21 protein-coding genes are annotated in these 23,363 nt (G+C 70.3%); 12 read left to right on the forward strand and 9 right to left on the reverse strand.

Annotated features, from left to right (window positions below; genetic code table 11):
• Positions 1-83: 83 nt before the first annotated feature.
• The gene (locus tag ACG00X_RS19915; RefSeq protein WP_394490754.1) at positions 84-1,052 is read right to left on the reverse strand and encodes a helix-turn-helix transcriptional regulator; all 969 of its coding nucleotides are present in this window, start codon (positions 1,050-1,052) and stop codon (positions 84-86) included.
• A 114-nt stretch (positions 1,053-1,166) separates the two neighbouring features.
• On the opposite strand from ACG00X_RS19915, the gene ACG00X_RS19920 reads away from it, so the two are divergent.
• Positions 1,167-2,210, forward strand: coding sequence for a hypothetical protein (locus tag ACG00X_RS19920; RefSeq protein WP_394490756.1), 1,044 nt, complete (start codon positions 1,167-1,169; stop codon positions 2,208-2,210).
• Positions 2,211-2,258: 48 nt separating this feature from the next.
• Here the strand turns inward: ACG00X_RS19920 and ACG00X_RS19925 are convergent, their stop codons facing one another.
• The 3 genes from ACG00X_RS19925 to ACG00X_RS19935 form a co-directional block, all read right to left on the reverse strand.
• Complete coding sequence (locus ACG00X_RS19925) at positions 2,259-2,777, reverse strand: GNAT family N-acetyltransferase (RefSeq protein ID WP_394490758.1); 519 nt, start codon at positions 2,775-2,777, stop codon at positions 2,259-2,261.
• A gap of 92 nt (positions 2,778-2,869) precedes the next feature.
• Complete coding sequence (locus ACG00X_RS19930) at positions 2,870-3,520, reverse strand: 3'-5' exonuclease (protein WP_394490760.1); 651 nt, start codon at positions 3,518-3,520, stop codon at positions 2,870-2,872.
• On the reverse strand, positions 3,517-3,834 hold the full coding sequence (locus ACG00X_RS19935; RefSeq protein ID WP_394490762.1) for a nucleotide pyrophosphohydrolase: 318 nt from the start codon (positions 3,832-3,834) through the stop codon (positions 3,517-3,519). Before ACG00X_RS19935 ends, ACG00X_RS19930 begins: the two co-directional genes overlap by 4 nt.
• A 410-nt stretch (positions 3,835-4,244) precedes the next feature.
• Here ACG00X_RS19935 and ACG00X_RS19940 point away from each other — a divergent pair, with 410 nt between their 5' ends.
• The 4 genes from ACG00X_RS19940 (at position 4,245) to ACG00X_RS19955 (ending at position 7,752) form a co-directional block, all read left to right on the forward strand.
• Positions 4,245-5,441 (forward strand): SGNH/GDSL hydrolase family protein, encoded by a 1,197-nt coding sequence (locus tag ACG00X_RS19940; RefSeq protein ID WP_394490764.1) that lies wholly within the window; start codon positions 4,245-4,247, stop codon positions 5,439-5,441.
• Between the two features lie 30 nt (positions 5,442-5,471).
• Entirely contained in the window at positions 5,472-6,140 is a 669-nt protein-coding gene (locus ACG00X_RS19945; RefSeq protein ID WP_394490765.1) for an OmpW/AlkL family protein, read from the forward strand.
• A gap of 242 nt (positions 6,141-6,382) precedes the next feature.
• A complete protein-coding gene (locus tag ACG00X_RS19950; RefSeq protein WP_394490766.1) occupies positions 6,383-6,961 on the forward strand; it encodes a PEP-CTERM sorting domain-containing protein in 579 nt (192 codons plus the stop codon).
• A gap of 179 nt (positions 6,962-7,140) precedes the next feature.
• Positions 7,141-7,752, forward strand: coding sequence for a PH domain-containing protein (locus tag ACG00X_RS19955; RefSeq protein ID WP_394490769.1), 612 nt, complete (start codon positions 7,141-7,143; stop codon positions 7,750-7,752).
• Between the two features lie 39 nt (positions 7,753-7,791).
• On the opposite strand, the gene queE is transcribed toward ACG00X_RS19955, so the two are convergent.
• Positions 7,792-8,421, reverse strand: coding sequence for a 7-carboxy-7-deazaguanine synthase (gene queE, locus ACG00X_RS19960; RefSeq protein WP_394490771.1), 630 nt, complete (start codon positions 8,419-8,421; stop codon positions 7,792-7,794).
• On the reverse strand, positions 8,418-9,512 hold the full coding sequence (locus ACG00X_RS19965; protein WP_394490773.1) for a 6-carboxytetrahydropterin synthase: 1,095 nt from the start codon (positions 9,510-9,512) through the stop codon (positions 8,418-8,420). Before ACG00X_RS19965 ends, queE begins: the two co-directional genes overlap by 4 nt.
• 71 nt (positions 9,513-9,583) lie before the next feature.
• On the opposite strand from ACG00X_RS19965, the gene ACG00X_RS19970 reads away from it, so the two are divergent.
• The gene (locus ACG00X_RS19970; protein ID WP_394490775.1) at positions 9,584-10,948 is read left to right on the forward strand and encodes an MFS transporter; all 1,365 of its coding nucleotides are present in this window, start codon (positions 9,584-9,586) and stop codon (positions 10,946-10,948) included.
• A gap of 49 nt (positions 10,949-10,997) precedes the next feature.
• On the opposite strand, the gene ACG00X_RS19975 is transcribed toward ACG00X_RS19970, so the two are convergent.
• From ACG00X_RS19975 to ACG00X_RS19985, 3 genes are all read right to left on the reverse strand, one after another.
• Positions 10,998-11,729: a response regulator gene (locus tag ACG00X_RS19975; protein WP_394490777.1), complete on the reverse strand. Its 732-nt coding sequence runs from the start codon at positions 11,727-11,729 to the stop codon at positions 10,998-11,000.
• A 144-nt stretch (positions 11,730-11,873) separates the two neighbouring features.
• Positions 11,874-13,034 carry a sensor histidine kinase gene (locus ACG00X_RS19980; protein WP_394490779.1) on the reverse strand — a complete coding sequence of 387 codons (1,161 nt, stop codon included), beginning with the start codon at positions 13,032-13,034 and terminating at the stop codon, positions 11,874-11,876.
• Positions 13,024-14,322, reverse strand: a complete 1,299-nt coding sequence (locus tag ACG00X_RS19985) for a sigma-54-dependent transcriptional regulator (protein ID WP_394490781.1) — start codon at positions 14,320-14,322, stop codon at positions 13,024-13,026. The genes ACG00X_RS19980 and ACG00X_RS19985 overlap by 11 nt, the downstream gene beginning before the upstream one ends.
• Before the next feature lie 154 nt (positions 14,323-14,476).
• Between ACG00X_RS19985 and ACG00X_RS19990 the strand changes: the two genes are divergently transcribed.
• The 6 genes from ACG00X_RS19990 (at position 14,477) to ACG00X_RS20015 (ending at position 23,346) form a co-directional block, all read left to right on the forward strand.
• Positions 14,477-16,936: an ABC transporter permease gene (locus ACG00X_RS19990; RefSeq protein ID WP_394490783.1), complete on the forward strand. Its 2,460-nt coding sequence runs from the start codon at positions 14,477-14,479 to the stop codon at positions 16,934-16,936.
• On the forward strand, positions 16,936-18,198 hold the full coding sequence (locus tag ACG00X_RS19995) for an efflux RND transporter periplasmic adaptor subunit (protein WP_394490785.1): 1,263 nt from the start codon (positions 16,936-16,938) through the stop codon (positions 18,196-18,198). Before ACG00X_RS19990 ends, ACG00X_RS19995 begins: the two co-directional genes overlap by 1 nt.
• A gap of 3 nt (positions 18,199-18,201) precedes the next feature.
• Entirely contained in the window at positions 18,202-18,885 is a 684-nt protein-coding gene (locus ACG00X_RS20000; RefSeq protein ID WP_394490787.1) for an ABC transporter ATP-binding protein, read from the forward strand.
• Positions 18,886-18,926: 41 nt separating this feature from the next.
• A complete protein-coding gene (locus ACG00X_RS20005; RefSeq protein WP_394490789.1) occupies positions 18,927-19,223 on the forward strand; it encodes a hypothetical protein in 297 nt (98 codons plus the stop codon).
• 224 nt (positions 19,224-19,447) lie between these two features.
• Entirely contained in the window at positions 19,448-20,194 is a 747-nt protein-coding gene (locus tag ACG00X_RS20010) for an AAA family ATPase (RefSeq protein ID WP_394490791.1), read from the forward strand.
• 59 nt (positions 20,195-20,253) lie between these two features.
• Positions 20,254-23,346, forward strand: a complete 3,093-nt coding sequence (locus tag ACG00X_RS20015) for a ligand-binding sensor domain-containing diguanylate cyclase (RefSeq protein WP_394490793.1) — start codon at positions 20,254-20,256, stop codon at positions 23,344-23,346.
• The last annotated feature ends 17 nt before the right edge of the window (positions 23,347-23,363 follow it).

Below are 23,363 nucleotides of genomic sequence, written 5' to 3' on the forward strand. Positions count from 1 at the left end.
TCCTCGATGGGTTCAAACACGCATGAAGCCTAACCCGGTTGAGCGTGGCCGACATGACGGCCATCAAATGACGCGGACTTGTCCTACAGCGCCGCGACCGCCTGGCGAAGCCGCTGCGCATAGGCCTCGCGCAGTGCGGCCGGCTGCACCACCTCCACCTGGCCCGCGTGGCGCAGCAGGTCCATCAGCAGCTCGGTGTCGTCCACATACGGCAGCCGCAGACGCCAGCGGCCGTCGGCCAGAAACTCGCTCTGTTGCGTGGGGTGCCATTCCTCGCGCGAGACCCAGGCGGCTGCGTCGGCGCTGAACAGCAGTTCGGCCTCCTGCGGCGTGCCGCCGGCGAAGATGCCGTAGCCCCGGTCCAGCTCGGCCTCCAGCTCGGCGAGGGCCAGGCCTTGCGCCTCGGTGTCCAGCAGCGTGGCCGCCTCGATGCCGTCCAGCGCAAAGCGACGCAAGCCCTGGCTGCGATGGCAGAAGGCGTCGAGATACCAGGCGTGGCGATGGTGCACCAGCCGCTGCGGCGACACCTCTCGCTCGCCGCCCGCGCTGTCGCGCTTCTTGCGGTAGCGGATGGCCAGTCGTCGGCGCTTCACGACGGCGCTGCCCACGGTCTCGAAACAGTCGCTGGCCATGCGCCGCCGCGCCGTGCCGATCAGCTTCACGCGCCGCCTGAGCTCATCGGCCTCCGCGGCATCGACGCCCAGCATGCCGGTGACCTTGTCGAACATCGGCTGCAGGTGACGGCCGACGACGCCCTGCTCATCCAGCCCGGCCAGCATCTGCTGCATCGTCAGCAGCGCATGCAGCTCGGCCTCGTTGAACCACATGCCCGGCAGTTCATGCTTGCCGCCACGCCATTGCTGGCCGAAGCGGTAGCCGTTCTCGGCGGCGTCGTATTCGATGGGAGCGTCCAGCCGCTCGCGCAGGTAGGCCAGGTCACGCTTGAGCGTGGCCGGCGACACCTCCAGCGCGTCGAGAAGTTCGGCAAACGACACACAGCCGCGGGAGCGGATCAGGTGCTCGATCTTGTAGAAGCGCTCGGTGCGATCCATCCTGAAAATAACCACAGTGTTTTCCAGGTGGATCATCTCATGAGCTACCTGGCTCAGAGACTGCTTGCAAGGCCCGCGACTCATCGGCGTGCCTCTCACTTCAGGAGCCCCGACATGCAAGCCGTCCACAACACCGCCGCCACCGCGCAGACCGCCCTCGTCCAGTTCGACCTGGACATGGACCACGCCCCTGCCGCCATCAGCGCGCATGAACACGTGGGGCTGGCCCTGGGCCGCGACTACGCCCTGCACGGCGTGACGCCGCCCATCGCCCACCTCTACCCGCAGTCGCCGCTGCAACGCGGCTGGATGGCCGCCCACGGCCGCACGGTGCGCACGCCGGCCAGCCCGCAGGTCGAGCTGTGGCTGGCCCTGCGCACCCACGCCTGGACGCGCGGCCGCAGCTTCGAGGACATCCAGCTCACGCCCAACCACCTGGCGCAGCTGGACACCAGCCATTGCCCCATCACGCGTGAGCGCCTTGACGGCGACAACCGCAGCATCGACCGCGTGCGCAACGACGCCGGCTATGCCGCGGGCAACCTGGCCGTCATGAGCGAGCACGCCAACCAGGCCAAGGGCGACCTCGACCACCCGGCGCTCGCCGAACGGGCTGAGCGCTGCGCGGCCGGCGCGATCACGCGCATCGGTGGCCTGACGCAGGCCCAATGGGAACGGCTGACGGTGCTGGTGAGCTTCGTGACGCCGATGAGCCACGAAGACGCGGCCCGGACGCCGCTGCGCGTGCTGCCGCCGAACCGGCTGCGCCTGTTCAACCCCATCCAGGCCCTGCAGGCGCTGGTCACGCGCCAGCTGGCGACGCCGGGTTGGAGCGCCCGCCTGAGCCGGCTCGAGGCCTTGCTGCCGACGGACGCGTTGCGGACCGACTTCAACCGCTTCGTGCTGGCGCTGGCACCGCGTGTGCTGGCGGCCGCAGAGCTGCAGCAGCCGCACGAGATTCGCTGGGCGCTGGAAGATGCCTGGGCGCTGCCGCTGGTGCAAAAGCGCTGGGTGCGCTTCGCGCTGCAGCTGACGCCGGACCAGGCCGAAGCGCTGGTGGAACGTGCCGCCGCGCGCAAGCTCTGCCCGGTGCATGTGCAGCGTCACGACGACGCCACCGACGGCTGGGCACTGGCCACGGGCGGCTACGCCGCCTGAACGCTCAGTCCCCGATGAACAGCGCCCTGCGGGGCGCTTCTGTGCGTATCAGACCAGCGAGCGGAACAGGCGGATCTCTTCGACGCGGGCGCCACCGACCTCGGTCGTGCGGGCGCTGCCCAGCTCGCGCTTGAAGCCGGCGAGCTCGAAGAAGCGCAGCGCGCGTTCGTTGCGCAGGTAGCACCACAGCGTGGCCTTGGTGCAGCCTTCTTCCTGCAGGCCGTCGCGCGTGGCATCCCACAGCGCCAGGCCCACGCCCTTGTCCCAGTGCTCCGGGCTGGCGAACAGCGCCCAGACCTCACCGGTCGTGGCGGGCGTGCCCTTGTCGCGCGAACGATCGAAGCCGGCGAAGCCCATGATCTTGTTGTCCAGATGGGCAACGATGACCTGCGGCTCGCACAGGTCGATGGCCTCGCGCCAGAAGGCCTGACGCTTCTGCACCGACATCGCGTCCAGCGCGGCAACGGGCAGCAGGGACTTGTAGGCATCCTGGCTGGCGGCAACGTGGATCTCGGCGATGGCCTTTGCATCGCGCAGGGTGGCGGGGCGAACCTGGATCACGGACATGGAACTCTTTGGGCAATGACGCGAGACGAAAGGGCGGGATTGTCCTTGTCCAAGTCCGTAGTGCTGGGTCTTGACAGAAATTTTTCCTTTGTTCAGGAACTCTGCCTGCGCGCCTTCACGTGATCCACCAAACCGCGCCGTAACCAGCGCAAGGGCGTGCGCTGCAGGCAGGCCAGCAGCGCATGGTCGACCTCAGCGTCTCCCAGGTCGAGCGCGAAGCGCTGGGCAACCTCGGCGCGTACTTTCAGCAACAACTCCGCCGTGACCAGCGCATCGGCCATCGCACGGTGTGCACGGCCCTGGAAGCGGATGCCGTGGAAGTCGGTCATCGCGCCCAGCGAATGGCTGCGCGCCTCGGGCCAGAGCCGACGTGACAGCAACACCGTGCAGGCGAACTCATGGGCCGGGTCGGCCGTGACGCCCGCCTGTGCCATCTCGGCCTGCCAGAACCCGCGATCGAACGCGGCGTTGTGGGCCACCAGCGGGCAGCCCTGCGTGAAACGCGCGAGCTCCTGCATCACGGCCGTCGAATCGGGCGCGCTCGCGAGCATGTCGTTGCTGATACCCGTCAAGACCTGGATGTGTGGCGGCACCCAGGTGCCGCTGTTCATCAGGCTGCTCCAGCGATCCACGACGGTGTCTCCGCGCACGAGCACGGCCGCGATCTCCGTCGCTCGCCCGCCGCTGGTAGGCCCGAGGCCCGTGGTTTCGAAGTCGACGACGGCGATGGTCTCCATCGTCATGACGACTTCAGCGGCGGGTGCTTGACGGCATTCATCGCCAGCTTGCGTTCTAGCGCGGCTTCGAGGTCCACGCCCGCGTGGTCGGCGATCTGCACCAGGTAGAGCAGCACATCCGACAACTCTTCGCCGAGATGGCGGCGCTGGTCGTCGCTGAGGTGCTGCGACTGCTCAGGCGTCAGCCACTGAAAGATCTCCAGCAGCTCGGCGGCTTCCACCGTCATGGCCATCGCCAGGTTCTTGGGGGTCTGGTAGGGGTGCCAGTCGCGCTCGTCGGCGAAGCGGCGCAGCCGGCGCTGCAGGGCGGGAATGTCCATGAGGAAGTTGTCCGATGTATTCCAAACTGTATTCAAGATTTCAAAGTAGTCGTTGTAGTAGAGGGCGGGCCGCGCTGTGGACAAGGCAAAAAAATCGTTTCGCGACAGATGTTTGTGTCGTGAAGAAGCCTGTGCGCCAGACCAGGGACGACCGGGTTCGCGATTGGGAACAACTTCGGGCGACGCGTTCCGGCTGTGGATATCTGGGCGGTTGTCCCGGCGCCGTCCACAGACTTGCTCAGTGGCCTGAGAGGGCCTGAAAAGGCCGTTTGCAGGGCCCTGGCAGGCCCCAGGCGCGCTTCTTTACGCGCGCTAGGGGAAAAAACGAACGACCGTTCGAAAAATCAGCGTTTAGAGTGGCGTCCCCGAATTTCACGCGACCGTGCAGTGCTGTCGCTTAGGAGACATAGATGAAACCCTTCCTTACCCGGATCGCTGCGGCCTCTGCTGCGCTGTTGGGCGGCATGCTCGTATCGGGCTGTGGTGGTGGAGCGACGGCAGACACGACACCGGCGATCTCGATCAACTCGGTCAAGATCTTTGGCGACAGCCTCCAGGACAGCGGCACCTTTGGCTTCAAGTTCACCGTGCAGGCGGCGAGCAACCCCATCTATGTCGAGCGCGTGGCCGCCAACTACGGCCAGACCCTGTGCAACTACTTCGCGGCAACCGGCGAAACGACCTTCGTCCCCAACACCACCAAGACTGGTTGCACGAACTACGCCATCGGCGGTAGCCGCATCACGAGCACCAGCGTGGCGCCCACCAACCCGCTGAACATCGGCACGCAGATGTCCACGTTCGCGGCGACCGGCAGCTTCACGGCCAACGACCTGGTCATCATCGACGGCGGTGGCAACGACGCCGCCGATCTGGTTGGCGCCTACCTGAAGGCCCGCACCGATTCGGGCGCCACCTACTCGGCCCTGCTCGGCACGCTGCTGACGCCGGCCCAGATCAGCGCTGCGCTGACCGGCGGCGCCCAGACGACCGCCGCGATCGGCGGCACCTACATGACGGCGCTGGCCGACAAGTTCTACGCGTCCATCAAGACCAACGTGCTCGACAAGGGCGCCACCCATGTCGTCTTGATGAACATCCCGGACATCACCTTCACGCCGCGCTTGCAGATGGTGCTGGCAAGCGTCGCGTCGGCCACGGCCGCTGCCGCGAAGGCGGCGGGTGCCACCGACGAGGCTGCTGCTGCTGCGGGCAAGAAGGCCAGCGCCGACAGCCAGGCGCTGTTCCAGGGCTGGGTTTCGGCCTTCAACACGCAGATCGCGAGCAAGCTCGCCGGCAACGACGGCGTCATCGTCGTCGACTTCTACAAGGGCCTGCAGGACCAGGTGGCCACGCCGGAGCAGTTCGGCCTGACCGACGCGAAGACACCGGCCTGCCCGGCCACCGGCACTGACCCCAGCACCGGCCTGCCGACCTACACCTTCCCGACCTGCACCGAGACGGCCCTGGCCGCCACGGCCGGCAAGACCAGCACCGATTGGTGGAAGAGCTATGGCTTTGCCGACAGCTTCCACCCGACGCCGTATGGGCACCAGCTGACGCAACAGCTCATCGCCAAATCCTTGGCCACCAAGGGCTGGCTGTAAGTCGCGGCACCCAAGAATCGGAGACTTTCCATGAAAACCAAATTCCTCTTCGGTACGCTCGCCGCGCTGTTCGCGATGGGCAGCGCTTGTGCGCAGTCGGCCGGCAGCATCGTGGTCTACGGTGGTTTCACGCAGATCAATCCGCGCGTGCAAAGCGGTGACCTGACCGCGCCCAGCCTCTCCGGCACCAAGGTCGACGTGAAGAAGGACACCTCCTTCGTCGGCGGCGTCACGTACTACTGGACGGACAACATCAGCATCGACGTGCCGATCGGCCTGCCGTTCGAGCACGACGTCGTGGGCGCTGGTGCCATCGAAGGCACGGGCAAGCTCGGTAGCGTCAAGTCGCTGCCCATCACGCTGCTGGGTCAGTACCGTTTCGGTGAAGCCACCAGCGCCTTCCGCCCCTTCGTCGGCGCCGGTCTCACCTATGGCCACTTCTACAAGCCCAAGGCCACGGCCACGCTGTCCGGCATCACCGGTGGCACGCCCAGCAACCCGACCACGCTGTCGATGAAGAGCCGCCTCGGTGCCACGTTGGAACTGGGCGGTGCCTACAACCTGACCAAGGACTGGTCGGCGAGCCTGTCGGTCACCAAGACCTTCATCAAGACCACCGGCAGCCTGTCCACTGGCCAGACGATCGAGACGACGCTGGACCCGGTGTCGATCAAGTTCGGCGTCGGCTACCGGTTTTAAGCCCACCCCCTACTGGCTGCGCCAGCCCCCTCAAGGGGGCGCCATTGGCGGCCCGGCGTAGCCGGATCCGCGATGGCCGCTGGATGACTCAAAGGGAGCCCGTCGGCTCCCTTTTTCATGCGCGCCTTCATGCGCGCTTGGTGTGACTTCAACCTAGGGAGGCACCCCATGCACCGGGGGGCGGGAGGGCCAGGGTTTGCGCGGATGATCCGCCGCGTCAAACATCGCATGAGGAAGTTGCCGTGTCCGTTTCTTTGAAATCCGTCGTCGCCATCGGTCTGCTGGGTCTGGCCGCCGCTGCGCAGGCCTCCACCGCAGGTGTCACCGTGGTGGGCAGCTCCGCCGCCGTGAACAACGCGGCCTTCGCCGCCGATGGTTTCACGCCGGCCAACAGCACCTTCTGGCAAAGCAACGCCGCCTGGTGGAATGGCAGCGCGAACACCATCGATTTCAAGCTGGACCAGGCCTATCAGCTGTCTTCGGCCACCGTCACGCTGGACTGGAACGATGTCTATCGCTTCTCGGCTTCCACCGATGGCGTGAACTACACGACGCTGTTCACCACGTCCGGCCTGTTCGATCAGCCGGTGGGCGCCAATGTCGGTGCCGGCCAGGTCACGCTGCCGGTCACGTTCGCGCAGTCTGCCGATGCCTTCCGCTTTGTTCGCGTGCAAGCCCTGTACGGCGACAACTCCTACTCGGTCGGCGAGGTGAGCTTCAGTGGTGTGGCTGCCGCCGTGCCGGAGCCCAGCTCGGTGGCGCTGATGCTGGCTGGTGCCGGCCTGCTCGGCGCCGTGGCACGCCGCCGTCGCGCGCGCTGAACGCAAGCGAACGTTCATCGCTTTGTTCCGAAGGGCTGGTTTTCCAGCCCTTTGTCGTTTCCGCCCGCGGCCGCGCGCAACGGTGGCGGCGCCATGGGCCATGCGTGGAGGGTTCTTATTGCCCAGCTTTCGTTGCCATTGCGGCAGGCAAACTCGCACCTCTTTCCGAGGAGTGAGCGATGTTCAAGAAACTGGCTTCCGAGGCCCTGGGCCTCAGTGATATTGGCGTCATCGTGCCGGCGTCCGAATTCAACAAGGTGGACGCGGACGACTACCTGTTCAGCGAAGACGGCGAGAAGATCTTCTTCCTCATCAAGTCCAAGAAGGACGAGTACTGCTTCACCAACCTCGCGCTGGTGCATGTGGATGGTGAGTCAGCCGTGTCGTCCAAGCGCGTCATCAAGCGCTATGACTACCTGAGCCACCGCATCAGCCACGTCACGCTGGAGACCGCCGGCACCATCGATATGGATGTGGAGATCAAGTTCCGCATTGGCGCCGGCGAGCCCTTCAGCATCGACGTGCGCAAGAACTTCATCGAGCAGCTGAAGGATCTCTACAAGGCGCTGCACAGCATCGGCAAGTTGCAGGAGCGCGATGAGCAAGCCCGAGACATCGCCATGCAATGTCTCGGCGTGACCGGCCAGATGTTCAAGCTGGGGCAGGAAGTCAGCGAAGAGGCGGTGAGCCGCCACTACGTGTCGCTGCTCAACACGGTCAACAACGTCGTGCTCGAGAAGTTCAGCCGCAAGGACTATGCGGCGGTGTTCGAGCGCTATATCCAGAACTGAAGCCGGCCCGGACTCATCGGGGCTGCCGCCGAGGCGGCCTCACGCGATGCCCACCACCTTGTGCATCTGCACCGACAGCCGCCACTGCGGGTGGGCCATGCAGTAGGCCACGGCGGCCTTGGTGTGGTCGCGCTGCAGCACCGAGTCCATGGGCTGCAGGAAGAAGTTCTGGAAGTCCAGCCCTGCGAAGCGTTCCGGTGGCGCCAGCGGTTGCGGGTAGACGAGCTTCAATTCGTGTCCCGACGTCAGCACCAGCGGCGCGTCGGCCTTGGGGCTGACGCAGATCCAGTCCAGCCCCGGCGGTGCGGGTTGCGTGCCGTTCGTCTCCACGGCGACCTCGAAGCCGCGCGCATGCAGCGCGTCGATCAGCGGCGTGTCCAGCTGCAGCAGCGGCTCACCGCCCGTGCACACCACGTACGGACGCCCCCCGCCCGGCCAGGCCTTGGCAATCGTGTCGGCCAACGCCTCGGCTGTCGCGAACTTGCCGCCGCCCTCGCCGTCGGTGCCGACGAAGTCGGTGTCGCAGAAGGTGCAGACCGCCTTCTCGCGGTCCTGTTCGCGGCCGGTCCACAGGTTGCAGCCGGCAAAGCGGCAGAACACGGCGGCGCGGCCCGCTTGCGCGCCCTCGCCTTGCAGCGTGTAGAAGAGTTCTTTAACGCTGTACGTCATACGGGAATCAATTCTTCGGAGTCGGCGCGGCTGACGATGGCGCCGGAGCCGCGGGTCTCGTACAGGTCCACGCGGTCGATCTGCGGCAGCACGCTGCCGCCCTCGCGCAGGACCCACGCGGCAATGGACGCCGCATCGCCATCCGGCAAGTTGGCGATCTCGAACAACGGGTGATGGTCCAGCCGCTTGAAGATGGGGTTGAACAGCGTCTTCACGTCGCCGAAGTCCACTGTCCAGCCCATCACCTGGTCCAGCGGCGCGGCCAGGTGCAGGCGCAGCGTGAAGGTATGGCCATGCGTGCCAGCCAGCGGATGGCCGGCGGGCGCTTGGCGCAGGCGAACGGCGCTGTCCAGCGTCATCTCCTTCCAGATGCGGTAGCTCTGGCCGTTGAAGTTGGCGCCGCTGGAGCCGGTCTCGTAGACGGTCACCCACGAAAGTTCCGGCAGCTGCGGCTTCAGCTGCGCCCAAAGCCAGGCCGAGATGTTCTCGCTGGTGGGGTTCTGCAGCCCGGGGATGTCGTTCAGGCAGCGGTAGTTCAGCGCGAAGTGCAGCGGCGCCCAGACCTCGTCGAGGTGGTCGTAGTCGATGGACAGGTCGCGCTCGCCCAGGTCGGTGTTGGCGTGCAGGATGACCTCGAAGCCATGGCCGTGCATGCGGCCGCACTGGTGGCCCGCCGGCACGTTGGGCAGCTGGTGCGCGGCCTGGAAGCGGTAGCGCCGCCACACGTGGGCGTGGCCGGCGCCGTCGAGATCCACACCGCTGTGCGTGGTGCTCTGCACGCCGACCTGCACGATGCCCGGCACGGCCAGGCGTTCACGCACCCAGCGCGCGAGGTTCTCGTCGGTGGGCTCGGGCAGGTGGTCGTTCAGCAGGGTGTGGTCCAGCGGCGCCACGGTCTCGGTCATGCGGGCCCGCAGCGCCTCCACCTCGGCGCCGGCGAACGGCGCCCAGCCGGGCGGCAGCGCGGTGCGCACGGTGGCGAAATAGCTGTGGCCATGCAGCCCATGGCTGCGGTGGCTGGCGGGCAGGGCTGGAATGCGGCAGGCCGACTCGAAGCCGGCTGAGGCACAGTGCAACACGGAAAGGGACATGCCGTGATTGTCCCTTGCGCTCCAAAGGCTTGCTTGACTTGAAGTGGGCTTGAGCTTCTAGCCTGCACTCCATGAATCTGTCCGATCCCGTTCAACATCCCGCTGCTGTCGATGCACAAGGGCTCTTCGCGCCCGGCCGGCGTGCGGCCTGCCTGGGCGCCGTGGCGCTGATTTCCATGCTGGCGTTCGAGGCCATCGCCGTCGCCACCGCGATGCCGGCGGTGGCCGAGGCGCTGCACGGCCTGCCGCTCTACGCGCTGGCCTTCGGCGCCACGCTGGCCACCTCGGTCATCGGCATGACCGTGGCCGGGCAGCTGTGTGACAAGCGCGGCCCCTACCGCGCGTCGCTGCTGGGGCTGGCGGCCTTCCTGCTGGGCCTGCTGCTGGCGGGGTTGGCGACGTCCATGGGCGTGCTGGTGCTGGGCCGCGCCTTGCAAGGGCTCGGGTCCGGCGTGCTGGGGGTGGCGCTCTATGTGGGCGTGGGGCGCGTCGTGCCGGCGCGGCTGCACCCGCGCATGTTTGCGATGTTTGCCGGCGCCTGGGTGTTGCCGGGCCTGCTGGGGCCGGCGCTGGCGTCCGGGCTGGTGCAGTGGGTCGGCTGGCGTTCGGTCTTCCTGGCCGTGGCGGCCGTCGTTCCGGTGGCGGCGCTGGCCATGCTGCCGGCGCTGCGGCGCGTTGGCCCCGGCACGGGTGAGGCCTTGCGCTGGGACGGCCTGCGCTGGGCCGTGCTGGCCAGTGCCGGCGCGCTGATGCTGCATGGCGCCAGCCAGCGCGAGGGGGTGAGTGCGGGCTTGCTGTTCGCGCTGGGTGCTGCGGCCGCGTGGCTGGCCGCGCGCCGGCTGCTGCCTGCCGGCACGCTCGTGGCGGCGCGAGGCCTGCCTGCCGTGGTGCTGTTGCGGGGCTTCATCGCGGCGGCGTTCGCGAGTGCGGAAGCCTTCCTGCCGCTGCTGCTGACGCAACAGTTCGGCTGGAGCCTCACACAGGCTGGCATGGCTTTGAGTGCCGGCGCCGTCACGTGGAGCATCGGCAGCGCCGTTCAGGCGCGTGTGCAGGACGAGGCGCTGCGCCGCCGCCTGCTGCCGGCCGGCTTCGCCGTCGCAGCGGTGGGGCTGGGCGTGGTGATGGCGCCGGGGTGGGTGGCGGCGCTGCCGTCGTGGTTGGCGCTGGCCGGCTGGATCGGCGTGGGCCTGGGCATCGGGCTGTCGTTCCCGATGCTGTCGGTGTTGTTGCTACGACTGTCGGCGCCCGAGGAGCAGGGGGCCAACACGTCGTCGCTGCAGCTCAGCGACGCGCTGGTCAGCAGTGCCGCGTTGGGGGCCGCCGGGCTGCTGTTCGACCCCGCCACGCGCCAGGTCTTGCCCGTGCTGGCCTTGGCCTGCGCACTGGCTGCCGCGGCCGCCGTGCTGAGCCCCCGGGCGTGGCGTTCGGGACGCTGAACAATCTGCGGCGCCCTGAAGGCGCGCGGGCCGTCGGCCGGCCGAAGACTCAGGCGCTGGTGGCCGGCGGGCGGAAGTCGGGCTGACGGCGCCCGCGCCGGTTGCCGGCATAGCGCACGTGCATCAGCGACTGCACGCGCTTGAGCAGCTCGCGGTCATTCCAGGGCTTCTTGAAGATGCCGTAAACGCCTTCGATCTGGCCCACGCGGCCATGCAGCTCGTCATGGCCGGTGATCGCGATGACGGGCAGGTCTTCGGTCGCCATGGTGCCGTGCACGTCGGCGATCAGCTCGAAGCCGTCCTTGTTGGGCATTTCCAGGTCGGTGATCAGCACCATGATCTCGGGGCGCTTCTCCAGCTCTGCCAGCGCCTCGGCGCCGTCGTTGACCTGCACGACCGTGAAGCCGGCGCCTTCCAGCAGCCGCTTGAGCTTGGTGCGCACGACGGCAGAATCGTCCGCCACGAGCACGGCCGGCGGGCCCTTGGGGGCAGGCGGCGGTGGCACGGCGGGCGCCTGCATCGGCGATGGCGCCATCACGAACGCGCTGGCCATCGACGGGCCGCCGGCACCGGGCAGGCCCGGCAGCGGTGGCAACGCCACGGGCGCGGGATCGGCCCGCGAACGCTCGGCGCCAGGCGAGCGCTGCGGTGGCGTGTAGTCACGCGGTGGGCGGTAGTCGGTGCGCTTGAAGGCGGCGATGAGCACGATGATGGCCAGCGTGATCGCGACCATGAGCGGCATCAGATAGGCGCCCAGCAACTCCTGCAACTCGTGAAACATCGACTCCATCCCGGGGTGTTTGGGCGGGAAGCCTATCACCCGCGACCCCTGGTCACCATTCAGGATTGCAGGCATGCACGCGGCTTGTGCCGGACATTGCATGCAATTACATGTTGGTCCGGCCGATGCGCCGGCGTCAGAACGTCAGAACGTCAGCACGAAGCAGGCGCCGCCGCCGGGCCGCCGGGCATGCCGCACCGTGCCGCCCAGGCCATGCACCAGTTGGCGTACGACGGCCAGGCCCACGCCGCTGCCGCCTTCACGAGTGGTGAAGAACGGGGTGAAGATGCGCTGCTCCAGCCCCGGCGCCACGCCGGGGCCGTTGTCGGCCACCGTCAGCCGCAGCCGTGCGCCCCGGCTGAGCCGGGCCTCGATCTGCAGTTGCGGTGCCGGCCGGCCGGCGCAGGCCTGCAGCCCGTTCTGCGCCAGGTTGATGAGCACCTGCTCCAGCTGGGCGGCATCGGTGCGCAGCGTCAGCGTCTCGGGGTCGATGCTCAACGCCACCGTGCCGCCCGCCGCCTCCCAGGCCGGCGCGACGAGGCGCTGCACGGCCTGCAGCAGCGGCAGCAGCGGCGTGTCGGCCAGCGTCGGTGGCGGTGGCTGGCTGACGCTGCGGTAGCGCTCGACAAAGCCCTGCAAATGCGCTGCCCGCCGCGCCAGCGTCGCCAATGCGGCCTGCAGTTCGTCGTGTTCGCCGGCTTCCAGCAGCGCCGGCGCACTGCCGGCCAGTGACGCGATGGGCGTCAGCGAATTCATGATCTCGTGCGTCAGCACCTGCACCAGCTGGCGCCAGGCGCCCAGCGCCTCGGTCTCCAGCTCCGACTCGATGGGCGCCAGCGCCGCCAGCCGCCAGGCCTGGCCCTGCACCGTCAGCGCCGAGACGGCCAGCACCGCGCGCTCCTCGCCATGTTCGGTGGGTAGCGTCACGACACGCCGGCCGGGCCCGGCGTCCAGCAGCGCCAGCAGCGCTGCGGGGTCCACGGCACGGCCCGGTGCGACCAGGCGGCGCGCAGCGGCGTTCAGCGCCAGCGGCGGGCTGCCGGCGACGAAGCGCCACAAGGCCAGCGGCGCGTGCTGGAGGGCTGCGTCCAGGTCGGGGTGCGGCGCGGGTGGCGGGTCGGGCGGCAGAGGCGCGGGCCGGCGGGCGAGACGGGTCAGCCCGGCCCAGCCGACCGCGGCAGCGGCGAGGCCGACGAGCGCGCAGGCCACCAGCAGCCGCGGTGAGTCCCACCACGCGCCCGCGCCGGCCGCGCTGGCGGCCAGCATCAGCGCAGCGACGGCGGTGCGAGCCTTGTCAGAGGCCATGCTTGTCCAGCCGGCGATACAGCGCCGCGCGGCTCACGCCCAGCAGCTTGGCGGCCTGGCTGATGTTGCCGTCGGCCTGGGCCAGCGCGGCCTGCACAGCCTCGCGCTCGCGTCGCTCCAGATCCAGCGTGGGCTCTTCGGGCGCGGCCACGGTTGGGGCAACGAGGCCGAAATCCGGGAACGTGAACAGCGGCCCGCGCGCCAGCAGGGTCGCCCGCTCGCAGGCCTGGCGCAGCTCGCGCACATTGCCGGGCCAGCGGTAGGCAGCCAGGCGCGCGAGCGCGCCGGCGTCGATGTCGCGCGCCGGTCGGCCTTGCGCAAAGTGCGCGAGGTAGTGGCGTAGCAGCTGCGCGATGTCGCCGGCACCGCGCTCGCGCAGCGGCGGCACGCGCAGCACGACGGTGTTGAGGCGGTACAGCAGGTCGGGCCGGAAACGCCGCGCGTCGAACAGCTCGGACTCGGCCATGTTGGTGGCCGCCAGCACGCGCACGTCCACCGGCACCGGCTTGTCGCTGCCGAGTGGCGTCACCTCGCGGCGCTCCAGCGCGGCCAGCAGCTTGGCTTGGCTGGCGAGCGGCAGGTTGCCGATCTCGTCGAGGAACAGCGTGCCGCCCGCCGCCGCGACGAAGCGACCGGGCCTGGACTCGCGCGCATCCGTGAAGCTGCCGAGCCGGTGGCCGAACAGCTCGCTCTCCACCAGCGCCTCGGGCAGCGAGCCCATGTCCACGGCCAGCAGCGGTCCGCTGGCGCGCCGGGATGCGCGGTGCAGCGCGCGCGCCACCAGCTCCTTGCCGACACCGTTCTCGCCGAGGATGAGCACGCTGGCCTCGCTGGGTGCCACCTGCGCGATCTGCGCGCGCAAGCCCTGCATCGCCGCCGAGTCGCCCAGCAGTTCGCCCACCGCCGGTGCCGGCGCCCGCCGCGCCAGCGCCGCCTGCACGCAGGCGACCAGCCGCTCGTTGGCCCAGGGTTTGGTGATGAAGTCCACCGCGCCGTCTTTCAGGGCCTGCACGGCCAGCTCGACCCCGGCATAGGCCGTCATCACGACGACGGTTGGTGGGTCACACCACGCCAGCACCTCGCGCAGCAGCGCGAGGCCGGCCGCGCCATCGCTGGCGCCGGGTGTGAAGTTCATGTCCAGCAGCAGCACGTCGGGCCGGATCTCGTCCAGCGCCGCAGCCAACTGGTCGGGTGAATGGCGCACGGTGACGGCGGCAAGCTTGCGCAGCGCCAGCCGCGCGGCCAGCGCCACGTCGGGGTCGTCGTCGAGGATGAGGATGCCGGGCATGGAAGGGCGCGACTGTAGGCGCCCGCTGTCCGCGCCGGCAAGGCGGTGTCCGGAAGCGGACAGTGCGGCTGTCCGCAAGCGGACGGCGGCCGGCCGTTGAGCGGACTCTTCCCTGGGGCCGGCGCTTTGGCCCGGCTTTTGCACTGAAGCGCCCATGCCCAGCCTCACACCCCTCAAATTTGCCTGGCGCCAGTTGCGCGCCGACCCAGCGCAGAGCGCTCTGGTCGTCGTCGGCCTGGCCCTGGGCCTGGCCCTGTGCCTGGTGGCCGGCGCCTTCGTGCGCGGACTGGTCTGGGCCGATGCCGATGCGCCTGCGCCGGAGCAACTGATCGGCTTCGAGTTCCGTGTCCGTGAGCCGGGTGGCCGCTACAGCGAGTGGTGGGACGAGGTGCCCGGCGGCGCGCTGCAGGCGGCGCTGGTGCAAGCTGGCGCGCCGCTGCTGGCCAGCAGCAAACAGATGACCACCATGCTGGTGCTGCGTGCCGACGAGAGTGGCGCACCGCACCGCGCCCGCCTGCCCACCAGCCTGGTGGACCCCGCCATCGTCGGGCTGTTCGGCATGCGGCCCCTGCGTGGTGACCTGGCCGCGGCGCTGGCCCGCCCCGAAGGCCTGGTGCTGACGGTGGCCGGCGCCGAGAAGCTGTTCGGCACGCAAGACGTCATCGGCCGCCAGGTCAGCGCCAGCCTGCTGGTCGTCGACGGCAAGGAGGACGCCGTGCGCCTCACCGTCATGGCGCTGCTGCCCGACCCCGCCGTCGACGGCGTGTTGGGCGATTACCAGGCGCTGGCGGGCTTCGGTTCCGCGCCGGCGCGTACGCTGCTGGAGGAGGAGGGCAGCTCCTGGACCATGACGTCCGGCAAGCTGTTCGCGCGGCTGGCGCCCGGCGCTGATGCGGACCGGCTGACCGCGCTGGCCCAGCAGCTGCTGCAGCGCCAACCCTTGCCCGAGGGCATGCCGCTGCCGGACTTGCTGAAGGATGGTGCCTGGTGGGGCAATCTGCGTGCTATGCCGCTGACGCAGCGCGCGCTGCACGGTGCCGGCAGCCCGGCGCGGCGGCTGCAGGTCTTCGGCGTCGTCGCCGCAGCGGCGGCCGTGCTGGCGCTGGCCGTCATCAACTTCGTCAACCTGTGGAGCGTGCGCACGCTGGTGCGCCAGCGCGAGATCGGCCTGCGCAAGTCGCTGGGAGCCGGCGCGGCGGCGCTCGCGGGGCAATTCTTCTTCGAGGCGCTGGCGGTGGTGGGTCTCGCGGTGGGGCTGGCGCTGCTGCTGGCCTGGTGGGGCTCGCCGGCCTTCGAGGCGCTGATGCAGCATCGGCTGGACGTCAGCCCGCTGGCACCCGAAGCGCTGCTGGCCGTGGTGGCGTTGGGTGTCGTCATCGCGGCGCTGTGTGCGCTGCCGCTGGCTGCCATCGCCATGCGCGTCAGCGCCCAGGCATCGCTGGCCGGCCGCCAGCACAGCGAGGGCCGCGCGGCACGTTGGCTGCGCCGCGCGCTGACGGTGACCCAGTTCGCCGGCGCGGCGTTGCTGGCGGCGCTGGCCATCGTCGTGCTGTGGCAGCACCAGCACCTGGCAAGGCTGCCGCGCGGCATCGACGTGAACGATCGCCTGGCCTTCGACCTGCCCTTCGGCAGCCCGCCCGCGCGCGCGTCGCTGCTGCTGCGCCAGATCCAGGCCTGGACCGAGGTCGTGCAGGCCAGCGCCTCCAGCGACGTGCCGGGCCGCGCCTTCCGCCAGACCATGTCCGACTACACCGGCCCCGACGGTCGGCGCGTGACGCTGCGTGGCGGCGACCAGATCAGCCCTGGCTACTTCACGCTCTATGGCGTGCCGTTGCTGGCCGGCCGCCTGTCGGCCGACCATGTGGCCGAGCAGGGCGGCCAGGCCATCGTGCTGGATCGCGCGGCCGTTGCGCGACTGGGTTTCGCCAACCCGCAGGCTGCCGTGGGGCAGGTGCTGGCCCGGCCGCCCGGCGGCGGCGCGCCGCAGACCATCGTGGCCGTTGTCGAGAACGTGCGTCTGGAAGGCGTACGCGACGCCGCAGCGCCGCATGTCTTCCAGCCGCGCGTCGAGGTTGGCCGCGGTGTCATCGGTGTGCACAGCCGCGACCCGGCTCGCACGCGCGAGCGCCTGGCGGCGGCGCTGCGCGAGGCCTATCCCGACGACCCGCCGCCGGTGCTGGCCTTGCGCGAGCAGCTGGGCCGCCAGGTGGAGTCCGAAGCCCGCATCGGCCAGTTGACCGGCTTCGTCGGCCTGGTGGCGCTGGGCCTGGCGGCGGTGGGCCTGTACGCGCTGGCCGCCTATTCGCTGCGATTGCGCGAGCGCGAGATCGTGCTGCGCAAGCTGCATGGGGCCGGCCCCGGCGCGGTGGCGCGGCTGCTGGCGACCGAGTTCTGCGGCGTGCTGGTGGCCGCCTGCGTCTTCGCGCTGCCGCTGGCGGCCTGGCTGGCCGAGCATTACCTGGCCGGCTTCGCCGAGCGCGCGCCCATGGGGCCGTTCTCGTTGTGGGCGCTGGGCGCCGCCGTCGCCCTGCTGGCGGTCGTCACGGCGCTGGCCGTGGCGAGGCATCTGCGCGCGGCGCTGGCGTTGAGGCCGTTGCAGGCGCTTCGGGGCTGATGAGTGCGGTGTTGACCTCCGGCGCCGCGATGGACCGCCGCGTGAAGGCGCCGCGCCGTTACGGCCTCATCGCGCTGGCCGTCGTCGTCGCGCTGGCGGCCGCCGCAGCGCTGGTGCGCTACTGGCCGCGCGGTGTGCCGGTGTCGCGGGCCGATGTCGAGATCGCCGCCGCGAAGGCCGGCGCCTTTCGCGACGTCGTCGTCGGCCGCGCAACGGCGCAGCCGCTGCAGTCCGTGCTGCTGGACGCCACCGAGGACGGGCGCGTCGAGCGGGTGCTGGTGAAAGACGGCGAGCGCGTCGAGGCGGGCCAGTTGCTGGTCGTGCTGAACAGCACGCAGCGCGCGCAGGAGCTGATGGCGCGCAGCAGCGAGGCGGCGCAACAGCTCGCCAACTTCTCGACGCTGCGCGCCGCGTGGATGCAGGCGCAGGCGGCGCAGCGCCGCACGCTGACGGAAGGCGAGTTCGAGCTGGAGCGCGTGCGCCGCCTGCACCAGCGCAACCGCGGGCTGGCCGCGCAGGGCTTTCTGTCGCCGTCGGCGCTGGAGGACTCGGCCGACAAGCTGGCGATGGCCGAGCGCCTGTTCGCCCAGCAGCAGGCCGACGGCCGCGAGGAGCTGGCGGTGCGCGAGCAGTCCGTGCAGGCCATGCAGCGCGCCGTGGCCGACCTCAACAAGCGGCTGGACGCGATGCGCACCGCCAGCGAGGGCCTGGCCGTGCGTGCGCCGGTGGCCGGCCGTGTGACGGGGCTGGCGCTGCAGGTCGGCGAGAGCGTGCGCAGCGGAACGCGCATCGCGCGGCTGGACAGCCTGGGCCGCTTCAAGCTGGAGCTGCGTCTCGACGAATTCCACCTCGGCCGCGTGCGCGAAGGCTTGGTCGCCACGTTGACGCACGACGGCCGCGAGCACGCGCTGCACGTCGCCCGCATCGATCCGCAGGTCAGGGACGGCCGCTTCAGCGTCGAGCTGGCCTTTGACGCCGACCCGCCACCGCTGCAGGTCGGCCAGGGCCTGGACGTGCGGCTGACGCTGGGCGAGCCCAAGCCGGCGCTGCTGCTGCGCGACGGCGGCTTCTATGCCGACACCGGCGGCGCGTGGGCCTTCGTGCTGGGCGCCGACGGCCGCCACGCGCCGCGCCGCCCGCTGCAGCTGGGCCGCCGCGCCGACGGCGTCATCGAAGTCCTCGGCGGCCTGCAGCCCGGCGAGCTCGTCGTCGTCTCCCCTTACCGCGCCTTCGTGGGCGCTTCAGCCATCGAGCTTCAATAGACCATGTTCACCCTCAAGCACCTCAGCAAGACCTTCCGCACCGGCGACATCGAGACCACGGCGCTGGACCGCGTCGACCTTGACATCGAGGCCGGCGAGTACCTTGCCATCACGGGGCCCTCGGGCTGCGGCAAGTCCACGCTGCTGAGCATCCTCGGGCTGCTGGACGCGCCCAGCGGCGGCGAATACTGGTTCGACGGCCACGACGTGGCGGGCTGGACCGAGAAGCAACTCAACACGCTGCGCCGCGGCCGCATCGGCTTCGTGTTCCAGAGCTTCAACCTCATCGACGACCTGACCGTGGCCGAGAACATCGCGCTGGCGCTGGAGTATGGCGAGCTGCCGGCGCGCGAGCGGCGAGCGCGTGTGGCCGAGGTGATGGAGCGCCTGGGCCTGACGCACCGCGCCAGCCACCGGCCCAGCCAGTTGAGCGGCGGGCAGCAGCAGCGCGTCGCCATTGCCCGCGCGATCGCTGCGCGGCCGGCTTTGCTGTTGGCGGACGAGCCGACCGGCAACCTGGACAGCGCCCATGGTGCGGAGGTCATGCGGCTGCTGCGCGAGCTGAACGCGGAAGGCACGACGCTCGTGATGGTGACGCACTCGCTGGAGCATGCGGCGCAGGCGTCGAGGACGGTGCGGTTGCTGGATGGGCGGGTTGTCGTGGATGCGGTGGCGGCGGTGGCTTGACGCGTGCGATAGGCTTGCGGCTCAGTTCATCTCCGGGCGCCATGAAATCTGTCGGCGTTATTGCCTGCGTCATCTTCCTCCTCGCGGCGGACCACTTCGGCGGGCCCATCGCCTACATGCGGGCCTTTGGCCTGCTGTGGGTTCTTGCTGTTGTCTGGTCCCTGTTCGTCAAGGAGCTGCCAATTCGGTTAGGCAAGGAAGAGCTGGGGCGCGTGCGTGGTACAGCGAAGGCGTTTTTTGTCATTCCGGCGTTGGCGCTGGGGCTGCTGTTGATTGCCTATGCACCAGAGGTGACTTGTTGGTCGCAGAAGTACAAACATCTGTGCGCGGCGGGCTGAGGCTCGCCCTGCTCGCCAGCCAAGTCGTCTTCCACCTTGCCTTGCAACCTGCCGAAGGCACCATGCTTCTGATGGTGATGCACTGCTGGAGCATGCGGTGGCGGCGGTGGCTTGACGCGTGAGCGTGGCGCCGGGATTTGCCTGCGGCGAAATCCCGGCATGGGCCTGGCCTGAAACGCCGCTCCTGCATAGTTGCCCGTTCCAGTCTGCGAACGCGCGAACCCATGCTCGCCTCCCAATTCGTCTTCCACCTCGCCCTGCAACGCGACAAGGTCGAGTCCTTCGACCGCTACCCGTTCAACCTGCCGGCCATCCGTTCGCTGGACGAGCGGCTGGAGCTGCACCCCAAGGTAACCTTCTTCGTCGGCGAGAACGGCTCCGGCAAGTCGACGCTGCTGGAGGCGCTGGCCGTGTCGTTGGGCTTCAACGCCGAGGGCGGCAGCCGCAATTTCAATTTCGGCACGCGGGCCTCACATTCGGTGCTGCACGAATACCTGCGCGTGGCCAAGGGCGTGAAGCGGTGGCGGGATGGCTACTTCCTGCGCGCCGAGAGTTTTTTCAACGTCGCGACGGAGATCGAGCGGCTGGACGAAGGCCCTGGCGGCGCGAGCGTCATCAGTGCCTACGGCGGGCGCTCCCTTCACGAGCAGTCCCACGGCGAATCCTTCCTGAAGCTGCTCAATGAGCGCTTCGGCGGCCGTGGCCTCTATCTGCTTGACGAACCCGAGGCCGCCCTGTCGCCGCAGCGCCAGCTCGACGCCCTGGTGCGCATGCACGAGCTGGTGCGGCAGGGGTCGCAGTTCGTCATGGCGACGCATTCGCCCATCCTGATGGCCTACCCCGACGCCTGGGTCTATCGCTTCGACGCTGACGGCATCCAGCGTGTGGCTGTCCACGACACGGCGCACCACCGCGTCATGCGCGAGTTCATGGCCGACCCGCGCGCCGTGCTGGACCGGCTGCTGCCCTGAGCCCGCGCCGTCCGCCCCTTGGGCGGCACCCGTGGCGGCGGCACTTAGGATGCGCCTCGATGTTCAACCCCCTAGTTCGTGGCTCCCTGGTTCCCGGCGCCTTGTGTTTCCTGCTGGCTTGCGGGCCAGCCCAGGCCGTGCCCGGCGCGGGCCCGCTGGAGGTGCAGTTCCGCAGTGTGGCCGTGCCGCAGAACTCGGTGCCGGCGATCGCGCAGGACCGGGAGGGCCTGATGTGGGTCGCCACCAGCAAGGGCTTGATGCGCTACGACGGCTACCGGCTGCGCCCCATCGAGCTGGCCGGCGACGCCGGTGCGCCGCGGGGGCTGGGCTGGGTGCGCGCGCTGGCGCCGTCGGCCGGCGGGCGTATGTGGATAGGCACCGAGTACCTGGGGCTGGTGGCCTACGACCCCGGGCTGGACCGCGCCGAACGCCAGGCCGTGGACGCGCCGCAGTCACCCATCCGTGCGGTGGCCGAGGGCCGCGACGGCGCCGTGTGGGTGGGCACCATCGGCCGCGGCCTGTACCGCTACGACCCGGCCTCCCGCCAGGTCACGCCGCAGGCACTGACCGTGCAGGGCGAGGCCGAGACGCGCGTGCTGGCGTTGCTGGCGGCGGCGGATGGCGCCGTCTGGGCCGGCCATTGGCGGGGCCTCGCACGGCGCGTCGGTGAGGCCTGGCAGCCGCTGGTGTTGCCGGGCCTGCCCGGCGGCGCGCCCGTGCTCGCGCTGGCCGAGGCCCGTGATGGCCGGGTGTGGCTGGGCACGCAGGACGGCCACCTCGGCGTCGTTGAGCAGGGCCGCGTGCGCTGGGTGCAGACGCTCGGGCTGCCCATCCATGCGCTGGCCGACGCGGGCGACGGCCGACTCTGGGTGGGCACGAAGAACGGCGTGTTCTGGATCGACGAGACGAGCGGCGCCATCGACGCCCGGCTGCGCCAGGACCCACGCCGCGCGATGGGCCTGGCCGGCAACGACATCAGCAGCCTGCTGCGCGACCACAGCGGCGCGATGTGGGTCAGCGGCTACGGGCTGGGCCTGCAACGCCATCTCAGCCACCCGGCGCTGGCCGTGCGTGGGCCCGATGCCAACCCCGCCAGCCCGCTGGCCGAGGCCGACGTGCGGGCCGTGCTGGCGCTGAAGAACGGCGAGGTGCTGGCGCCCACGCAGACCGGCCACGTCGTGCGCCTGGACGGCCGACCGGGCCACGACCTCGCCACGCTGGGCGAGTGGCCGCGCGAGCGCCACAGCGCCGTGGAGATCATGGCGCAGGCCGGCGACGGCAGCCTGTGGATGGCCGCGGCCGGGCGCCTGGAGCACCGCGCCGCCGACGGCCACCTGCTGCGCGACTGGCCGCTGGACGGTGGCCGCGCCCAGCAGTTGCTGGTGCGTGCGGACGGCAGCGTGTGGCTGGGCATGCAGGAGGGCCTGTACCGCCTCGCCGGCCCCGGCGCCACCGCGCTGGCGCGTGTTCATGCGCAGGGTGACGAGAAGCTGCACGGCGGCATCTACGTGCTGCGCGAAGCCCCGGACGGCCGGCTGTGGGTGGGCGGCCAGCCCGGCCTGCTGCGCGAGCGCGAGGCCGGTGGTGGCAGCCTGGAGCCGGTGCCGCAGGCGCCCGGCGAAGCGCTGGGCAGCCCGGCCGTCATGGCGCTGCTGTGGGCGCGTGACGGCACGCTGTGGGTGGACGCCACGGCCGTCGGCCTGCACCGCCTCAAGGGCTGGGATGCCCAGGGCCGCGCGCGCTTCGAGCGCATCAGCGAGCGCCATGGCGTGGACGGCGTGTTCGGTGGCCATCTGCACGAGGACGCGCGCGGCCGCATCTGGAGCCAGCTGTACGTCTACGACCCGCAGACCGACCGGCTCGATGGCTTCGGCGCTGCCGAGGGCGCCAACTTCGGCAGCTTCTGGTTCTTTGCGAGTGCCGAGTTGCCGGGTGGCGCGCTGCTGTTCGGCGGCAGCCGCGGCCTGCTGCGCGTGCAGCCGCAGGCCTGGCAGGGCGACCCGCCGAGCCCGCCGCTGCTCATCCGTCGCCTGCGCGTCAATGGCCAGGCCTGGGTGGCACCGCCCGTGGCGGGCGAGGCGCTGCGGCTGCCGCCCGGCAAGCGCACGCTGGCGGTGGAGTTCGCGGCGCTGGACTATGCCGACCCCGCTCGCCTGCGCTACGAATACCGGCTGCAAGGGCTGGACGATGACTGGACGCGTGTGGACGCTGCAGCCCGCAACCCCAGCTTCGGCCCGCTGCGCCCCGGCCGCTACACGCTGCAGGTGCGCGCCACGGCCCACCAGGCGCTGTGGAACGGGCCCGTGCTGAGCCTGCCCGTCGAGCTGGCGCCGGCCTGGTGGGAAACCGACCTGGCGCGCATCGCCGCCGCGCTGGCGGCGGGGGCGGCCGTGTGGGCCTGGACGCGCTGGCGCACGCGCCAGCTGCGCCGCCACGAGGTGGAGCTGCGCCAGCTGGTCGACGAGCGCACGGCCGAGCTGCGTGAGCTCAGCCTCACCGACACGCTGACCGGCCTGCGCAACCGCCGCTACCTGGAGATGCGGCTGGACGACGACCTGAGCCTGTGCCTGCGTCGCTTCGAGACACCCGGCCCGGATGGCCGAGCACCCAGCCCCGGCGACGATGCCGACCTGCTGCTGATGCTGCTGGACCTCGACCATTTCAAGCGCATCAACGACCAGCACGGCCACGCCGCGGGCGACGCCGTGCTGGTGCAGCTGGCGCAGCGGCTGCGCGCGGTGTTCCGCGAGACCGATTCGCTGGTGCGCTGGGGCGGCGAGGAAGTGCTGGTGCTGGCCCGCGAGACGAACCGCCGCGACGCGGCCGAGCTGGCGGAGCGCGTCTGCGCGGCCGTGCGCGACCGGCCTTTCGACATCGGCCCCGGTGAGACGGTGCCGGTGACGGTGTCCATCGGCTTCTGCGCCTTCCCGCTGGACCCGCGCCACCCGCGGCTGTGGGACTGGCGCGCCTGCCTCGGCCTGGCCGACTCGGCCCTCTACGCCGCCAAGGCGCGTGGCCGTGATGGTTTCGTGGGCGCCGTGCGCAGCAACGGCCTGTCGCCGCGCGACGCACCGGCCAGCGAAGACGCCTGGCGGCGCGAGACGCGGCTGGAGGTGGTGGGCCGCGAGGGCGTCGACGCGCAGCCGGTCTGAAGCGGCTGCACCGGCGG

It is taken from the genome of Pelomonas nitida, assembly GCF_043555975.1.
GTDB classification, from domain to species: Bacteria; Pseudomonadota; Gammaproteobacteria; order Burkholderiales; family Burkholderiaceae_C; genus Pelomonas; species Pelomonas nitida.

Bases quoted from the DNA above. Each gene is read 5' to 3' on its own strand.
- ACG00X_RS20005 (WP_394490789.1), top strand. From the start codon at position 18,927: ATGAAATCTGTCGGCGTTATTGCCTGCGTCATCTTCCTCCTCGCGGCG.
- ACG00X_RS19980 (WP_394490779.1), bottom strand. From the start codon at position 13,034: ATGGCCTCTGACAAGGCTCGCACCGCCGTCGCTGCGCTGATGCTGGCC.
- ACG00X_RS19915 (WP_394490754.1), bottom strand. From the start codon at position 1,052: ATGGATCGCACCGAGCGCTTCTACAAGATCGAGCACCTGATCCGCTCC.
- ACG00X_RS20010 (WP_394490791.1), top strand. From the start codon at position 19,448: ATGCTCGCCTCCCAATTCGTCTTCCACCTCGCCCTGCAACGCGACAAG.
- queE (WP_394490771.1), bottom strand. From the start codon at position 8,421: ATGACGTACAGCGTTAAAGAACTCTTCTACACGCTGCAAGGCGAGGGC.
- ACG00X_RS19995 (WP_394490785.1), top strand. From the start codon at position 16,936: ATGAGTGCGGTGTTGACCTCCGGCGCCGCGATGGACCGCCGCGTGAAG.
- ACG00X_RS19925 (WP_394490758.1), bottom strand. From the start codon at position 2,777: ATGTCCGTGATCCAGGTTCGCCCCGCCACCCTGCGCGATGCAAAGGCC.
- ACG00X_RS20000 (WP_394490787.1), top strand. From the start codon at position 18,202: ATGTTCACCCTCAAGCACCTCAGCAAGACCTTCCGCACCGGCGACATC.
- ACG00X_RS19965 (WP_394490773.1), bottom strand. From the start codon at position 9,512: ATGTCCCTTTCCGTGTTGCACTGTGCCTCAGCCGGCTTCGAGTCGGCC.
- ACG00X_RS20015 (WP_394490793.1), top strand. From the start codon at position 20,254: ATGTTCAACCCCCTAGTTCGTGGCTCCCTGGTTCCCGGCGCCTTGTGT.
- ACG00X_RS19985 (WP_394490781.1), bottom strand. From the start codon at position 14,322: ATGCCCGGCATCCTCATCCTCGACGACGACCCCGACGTGGCGCTGGCC.
- ACG00X_RS19955 (WP_394490769.1), top strand. From the start codon at position 7,141: ATGTTCAAGAAACTGGCTTCCGAGGCCCTGGGCCTCAGTGATATTGGC.
- ACG00X_RS19970 (WP_394490775.1), top strand. From the start codon at position 9,584: ATGAATCTGTCCGATCCCGTTCAACATCCCGCTGCTGTCGATGCACAA.
- ACG00X_RS19940 (WP_394490764.1), top strand. From the start codon at position 4,245: ATGAAACCCTTCCTTACCCGGATCGCTGCGGCCTCTGCTGCGCTGTTG.
- ACG00X_RS19920 (WP_394490756.1), top strand. From the start codon at position 1,167: ATGCAAGCCGTCCACAACACCGCCGCCACCGCGCAGACCGCCCTCGTC.
- ACG00X_RS19975 (WP_394490777.1), bottom strand. From the start codon at position 11,729: ATGTTTCACGAGTTGCAGGAGTTGCTGGGCGCCTATCTGATGCCGCTC.
- ACG00X_RS19945 (WP_394490765.1), top strand. From the start codon at position 5,472: ATGAAAACCAAATTCCTCTTCGGTACGCTCGCCGCGCTGTTCGCGATG.
- ACG00X_RS19990 (WP_394490783.1), top strand. From the start codon at position 14,477: ATGCCCAGCCTCACACCCCTCAAATTTGCCTGGCGCCAGTTGCGCGCC.
- ACG00X_RS19935 (WP_394490762.1), bottom strand. From the start codon at position 3,834: ATGGACATTCCCGCCCTGCAGCGCCGGCTGCGCCGCTTCGCCGACGAG.
- ACG00X_RS19930 (WP_394490760.1), bottom strand. From the start codon at position 3,520: ATGACGATGGAGACCATCGCCGTCGTCGACTTCGAAACCACGGGCCTC.